This is a genomic window from Mycobacterium sp. 1245499.0 (assembly GCF_001673615.1).
Classification (GTDB): domain Bacteria; phylum Actinomycetota; class Actinomycetes; order Mycobacteriales; family Mycobacteriaceae; genus Mycobacterium; species Mycobacterium europaeum_A.
Genome location: NZ_LZMG01000412.1, coordinates 1 through 5,395, shown reverse-complemented (window position 1 = coordinate 5,395; position 5,395 = coordinate 1). Strand labels below are relative to the sequence as shown.

The following is a 5,395-nucleotide window of genomic DNA, read 5'->3' as shown; positions in this document are numbered from 1 at the left end:
GCGGCGCCGTGTCCGGGACCGATCGGCGAACGCGCCGACTGGTGGTGGTACACACCCTTCCAACCCCACCCACCACCAAACAACTAGGGACGACGGGTCCTTACCGGCAACGCATCGGTGCTCTAAAACGCTGGGGCGCAGAGGTATTCGTTCGCGCCTGGACCGCCTACCCCGCCGTGGACATGGGCGCTAGCTCGCCGCGCGCTGCGCCGCGACGAACAGATTGCCGGGCACGTAGTCGCGAACCTCCTCGGGCGCCGCACGCCCATAGCCGGCCATCAATTCGTCGGCCGGGGTGACCGTCACCTCCCAGCCGTGGCGGCCGAACCATTCGCCGACGTCCTCGCGCTCCTCGAAATACCAGAGCTCGTCGGTGCGGGGTATCTCACGATCCGGATCCACGCCGGCCATCAGCCCGCGGATCCGATCCATCCGCTCGCGGCGCTTGGCGCGGGCCTGCGGGTCGAGGAACTTCGGACCCAGGGCCTCCACGGCCACCCGGCTGCCCGGCGCGGTCAGCCCCTGGATGCGTTCGAACAGCAGCTCTTGGGCGGCCGCCGGCAGATACGGCATCAATCCCTCGGCCGACCAGACGCTGGGCGCGTCGGCGTCAAAACCCGCCTGCCGCAACGCGGCCGGCCAATCCTGGCGCAGGTCCACCGGCACCGCGACGCGATTACAGGCGGGCTGCGCCCCATGTTCGGCCAACGTGGCCGCCTTGAAGTCCAGCACCTTGGTCTGGTCGAGCTCGTAGACCGTCGTGCCCGCAGGCCACGCCAACCGCCAGGACCGCGCGTCCAGGCCGGCCGCCAGGATCACCGCCTGGCGAATGCCTGCGCCGGTCGCTTCGCGGAAGAAACTGTCGAAAAACGCTGTGCGCGAGGCCATATAGCCGACCATCGACTGCATCTGCAGCGGCAACGTCGGCTCGGCCTCGATGACCTCGGCCGGCAACTGCGCCGCGGAATGCCAGTTCCACACGCCGTCCCCGGCGGCGTCCAGGAAAACCTGCGCGAATGGGTCCGTGATCAACGGGTTTTCGTTACGGGTCTCCGCCGCGCGGGCCGAGGCCACCCCCAGCGCGGTCGCCCCCACGCTTTCGGTGATCTCCCAGCTGTCGTTGTCGGTCCTGGGCACAGTCAGTTTCCTCTCGTCCGATGCGCAGACACGAACAGCGTCTGTGGTGTGGCGTCGTCGATGTCTTGTGGTGGCCTGCGGTCGTACCCGGCCATCAGCTCGGGGGCCGGGGTGACCGTCACGTCCCAGCCGTGCCGACCTAACCAGTCGGCCACGTCTTCGCGTTCCTCGAAGTACCACAGGTCTTGCACGTCGGGAATGTCGCGGTCGGGCTCCAGTTCGGCCATCAGGTCGCGCACCCGCTGCATGGTCTGGCGCTGCCTGTCGCGGGCGCCCTCGTCGAGGAAGTCGGGGCCTGGCGCCTCCACGGCGATCCGGCTGCCTTGCGTGCCGAGCGCCTGTACCCGCTCGAACAACAACTCCTGGGCGGTCGCCGGCAGAAACGGCAACAGCCCCTCGGCCGACCACACGCTGGGCGCGTGCGCGTCAAATCCCGCGCCCTGCAAGGCGGACGGCCAGTCGTGGCGCAGGTCGACGGGAACGCTGACCAGCTCGCAGGTCGGCTCGGCGCCCTTGTCGCGCAGCGTCGCGGACTTGAACTCCAGCACCCGCGGCTGGTCCAACTCGTACACCGTGGTGCCGTCCGGCCAGGGCAACCGCCACGCCCGCGAGTCCAGCCCGGCCGCCAGGATCACCACCTGCCGCACGCCCGCGCCGGTCGCGTCGAGGAAGAACTTGTCGAAGAACGCCGTCCGCGCGGCCATGTAGTCGACCATCCCCTGCATCCGCGGCTTGAGGTCCGGATCGATCTCGGCGACCTGGGCGGGCAGGTTGGGGGCCGCGAACCAGTCCCACACGCCCGCTCCCGCGGCCTGCAGGAACACCCGCGCGAACGGATCGCTGATCAGCGGGTTCTCGCTCTCGGTCTCCGCGGCCCGGGCCGCCGCCACGCCCAGCGCCGTGGCGCCCACGCTCTCGGTGATCTCCCAGCTGTCGTCGTCCGTCCTGGCCACGCCGCCACCCGCCCCCAATTCGCTAACACGCCTACCTACCCGACCCTACGCGCGCCGGATGAGTGGAAGCTGTCAACGAACCGGGTATTGCGTTAACTTGTCGGCGGGCCACTGCGCGGGCCGAAAGCAAGGCTCAGCGGTGCCGAGCGAAGCCGAAGGATCCTTCATACATGCGAGTTGACGGGCGCGACATCATCGTCTCCGGCAACCTGCTGCAGCCGTTGACCCGGCGGACCAACGACATCCTGCGGCTGATCCTGGCGTTGCTCTTCCTGGCGCTGGTGATCACGGGCTCGGTGATCACCCGCCCGCAGTGGATCGCGCTGGAGAGATCCGTGTCGCAGATCGTCGGCGTCTTGTCGCCGACCCAATCCGACGTGGCGTACCTGATCTACGGCCTTGCGATCGTGGCGTTGCCGTTCATGATCCTCATCGGCCTGATCGTCGCCGGGCAGTGGAAACTGCTGGGCGCCTACGCCACCGCGGGGCTGAGCGCGATCGTGTTGTTGTCGATCAGCGGCACCGGCCTCGCCGCGCCGCGGTGGCACTTCGACGCCCTCGACCGGCTGACCACGCTGCCGGCGCAGTTCCTCGACGACCCGCGGTGGATCGGGATGCTGGCGGCCGTGCTGACGGTGTCGGGGCCCTGGCTGCCGGCGCGCTGGCGGCACTGGTGGTGGGCCCTGCTGCTGGCCTTCGTTCCGATCCATCTGGTGGTCAGCGCCATCGTCCCGGCGCGCTCGTTGGTGGGCCTGGCGGTCGGGTGGGTGGTGGGCGCGCTGGTGGTGCTCGTCGTCGGCACGCCCGCGCTCGAGGTGCCGTTGGACGCGGCGGTGCGCGCCCTGGCCAAGGCGGGCTTCACCGTCACGCGGCTCACCGTGGTCCGGCCGGCCGGCCGTGGCCCGCTGATCCTTTCGGCGGAGGGCGAACATCTCGGTGACACGGCGCTGATCGAGTTGTACGGCCCGCATCAACGCAGCGGCGGAGCGCTGCGCCAGCTCTGGGGAAAGCTGAAGCTGCGCGACGCCGAAACCGCGCCCCTGGTGACCTCCATGCGCCGCGCCGTCGAACACCGCGCGCTGATGGCGATCGCCATCGGCAACACGGGTCTGGCCAACACGGCGACGGTCGCGGTCGCGCCGCTGGACCGCGGCTGGATGCTTTACTCGCACCGGCGCCCGCTCGGCACCCCCATCGACGAATGCGCGACGACGACTCCCGTTGCCCGGCCGTGGGAATCGCTGAAAGTCCTCAACGACCGCCAGATCGCCCACGGTGACCTGCGCAGCCACCACATCACCGTGGAGGACGACACCGTGATGTTCGGTGGGTTCGGCAGTGCCGAATACGGGGCCACCGAGGCCCAACTGCAATCCGACATCGCGCAGCTACTGGTGACGACATCCGCGCTGTACGAGCCGAAGTCCGCGGTGCGCGCGGCGATCGAGGTGTTCGGCAAGGACACCATCCTGTCCGCTTCGCGCAGGCTCACGAAAGTCGCTGTGCCGCGGTTTATTCGGCGGTCCATACCAAACTCTGGAACCGTCATCTCCGGCGCACGGGCCGAGGTCAAGCGCCAAACCGGCGCCGACCAGATCAAGCCTGCGACCATCACCAGGTTCACCCGCAGCCAGATCGTGCAGCTGGTGCTCTTCGGCGCGCTGGTCTACGTCGCCTACCCGTTCATCAGCACGGCACCGACGTTCTTCTCCCAACTGCGGACGGCGAACTGGTCGTGGGCGCTGCTGGGGCTGCTGGTGTCGGCGCTCACGTATGTCGGTGCGGCAGCCGCGTTATGGGCCTGCGCCGACGGCATGGTGAACTTCTGGACGCTGTCAATCGCGCAGGTGGCCAACACCTTTGCCGCCACCACCACCCCGGCGGGCGTCGGCGGTCTGGCGCTGAGCACGCGGTTCCTGCAAAAGAGCGGCTTGTCGGCGATGCGGGCCACCGCGGCGGTGGCGCTGCAGCAGTCGGTACAGGTGATCGCCCACCTGGCGCTGCTGGTGCTGTTCAGCGCCGCCGCCGGGGCCTCGATGAACCTGCGGCATTTCGTGCCGAGCGCGACACTGCTGTACCTGATCGCCGGGATCGCGCTGGGCATCGTCGGTGCGTTCCTGTTCGTGCCCACGCTGCGCAAGTGGCTGGCGACCGAGGTGCGACCGAAGCTGAACGAGGTGGTGACCGATCTGGTCAAGCTGGCCCGCGAACCGCGGCGGCTGGCCCTGATCCTGCTGGGTTGTGCGGGCACCACCCTCGGCGCGGCGCTGGCGCTGTGGGCCAGCATCGAAGCCTTCGGTGGCGGAACGACTTTCGTCGCCGTCACGGTGGTCACCATGGTCGGCGGCACGTTGGCCTCTGCCGCTCCCACGCCCGGCGGTGTCGGGGCCGTCGAGGCGGCGCTGATCGGTGGCCTGGCCGCGTTCGGGGTGCCGGCGGCGGTCGGCGTGCCCTCGGTCCTGCTGTACCGGGTGCTGACCTGCTGGCTGCCGGTCTTCGTCGGCTGGCCGGTGATGCGGTGGCTGACCAAAAACGAGATGGTCTGAGGACCTAGTTCTCGGATTCGGCCTGTGCGACCACGAGAACCGTTGAGGTGCGCACGCTTCGGCCGACGGTGGTGGTCAAATACGCCAGGTAGAAGTCCTCGGGCACCGACGGTGCGACCGAGATGGAAACGGTGACGCTGGCCGACCCGTCGGCGCGGAATTGACCCGATGCCGGCCGCACGCCGATCCCGACATCGGAGGAGGTGCCCGCGACGGTGTAACCGTCGGCGGTGTCGGTCATGCGTTGCGCATCAAGGGTGACGGTGCCCGTGCTCCCGGGCGCGATCGTGACGACGGGTTGAGCAACGTTGACGGCCACCGCCGAGCTGCCGGCCCCGAACGACGGCGGCGCATCGGATTGCGCTGTGCCCCAATGCTTGTCGGGATAGGCGGCCAGCGAGTACGCCAGTGTGCCGCCGGTGCGGATGATCGACTCGGGCAGCGACGTGTGGTCGGTGGCCTGCCCGTCGACCCTCAGGCCGCTGATGTATTTGAGGTGGTGCGGTCCCGAGGCGCCCGGCGCGAAGATCCGGATGAATTTGTTTGCCGGCAGCGCGATTTCGACACGGTCGAACAACGGCGCGCCGACGGTGAGGATCGGCGTTCCCGGGGTGGCCGGGTACAGCCCCAGCGCCGCCCACACGTACCAGCTGGCCAACGCGCCCAGGTCGTCGTTGCCCGGCTCACCGTCGGCGGTCGGGGCGAACAGCCCGCGCACCCGGTCCACGGCGTGCTGGGTCTTCCATGGTTGACCGATGT

At 69.2% G+C, this 5,395-nt stretch carries 4 protein-coding genes; 1 reads left to right on the top strand and 3 read right to left on the bottom strand.

The genetic code is table 11. The annotated features are described in order from the left end of the window. Positions 1–189: 189 nt before the first annotated feature. Both A5646_RS25850 and A5646_RS25845 read right to left on the bottom strand, forming a co-directional pair. On the bottom strand, positions 190–1,137 hold the full coding sequence (locus A5646_RS25850) for a class I SAM-dependent methyltransferase (RefSeq protein WP_066877626.1): 948 nt from the start codon (positions 1,135–1,137) through the stop codon (positions 190–192). Positions 1,138–1,139: 2 nt separating this feature from the next. Next, complete coding sequence (locus tag A5646_RS25845) at positions 1,140–2,090, bottom strand: class I SAM-dependent methyltransferase (protein WP_066877625.1); 951 nt, start codon at positions 2,088–2,090, stop codon at positions 1,140–1,142. A gap of 170 nt (positions 2,091–2,260) precedes the next feature. Here A5646_RS25845 and A5646_RS25840 point away from each other — a divergent pair, with 170 nt between their 5' ends. Next, positions 2,261–4,636 (top strand): lysylphosphatidylglycerol synthase transmembrane domain-containing protein, encoded by a 2,376-nt coding sequence (locus A5646_RS25840; RefSeq protein ID WP_066877623.1) that lies wholly within the window; start codon positions 2,261–2,263, stop codon positions 4,634–4,636. Between the two features lie 4 nt (positions 4,637–4,640). Here A5646_RS25840 and A5646_RS25835 read toward each other — a convergent pair. Beyond that, a partial coding sequence (locus A5646_RS25835) for a glycoside hydrolase domain-containing protein (protein WP_197505293.1) occupies positions 4,641–5,395 on the bottom strand: 755 nt, incomplete at its 5' end.

What these genes read in the sequence shown, in the direction of transcription:
- A5646_RS25840 (WP_066877623.1), top strand. Translation starts at nt 2,261, where the DNA reads ATGCGAGTTGACGGGCGCGACATCATCGTCTCCGGCAACCTGCTGCAG.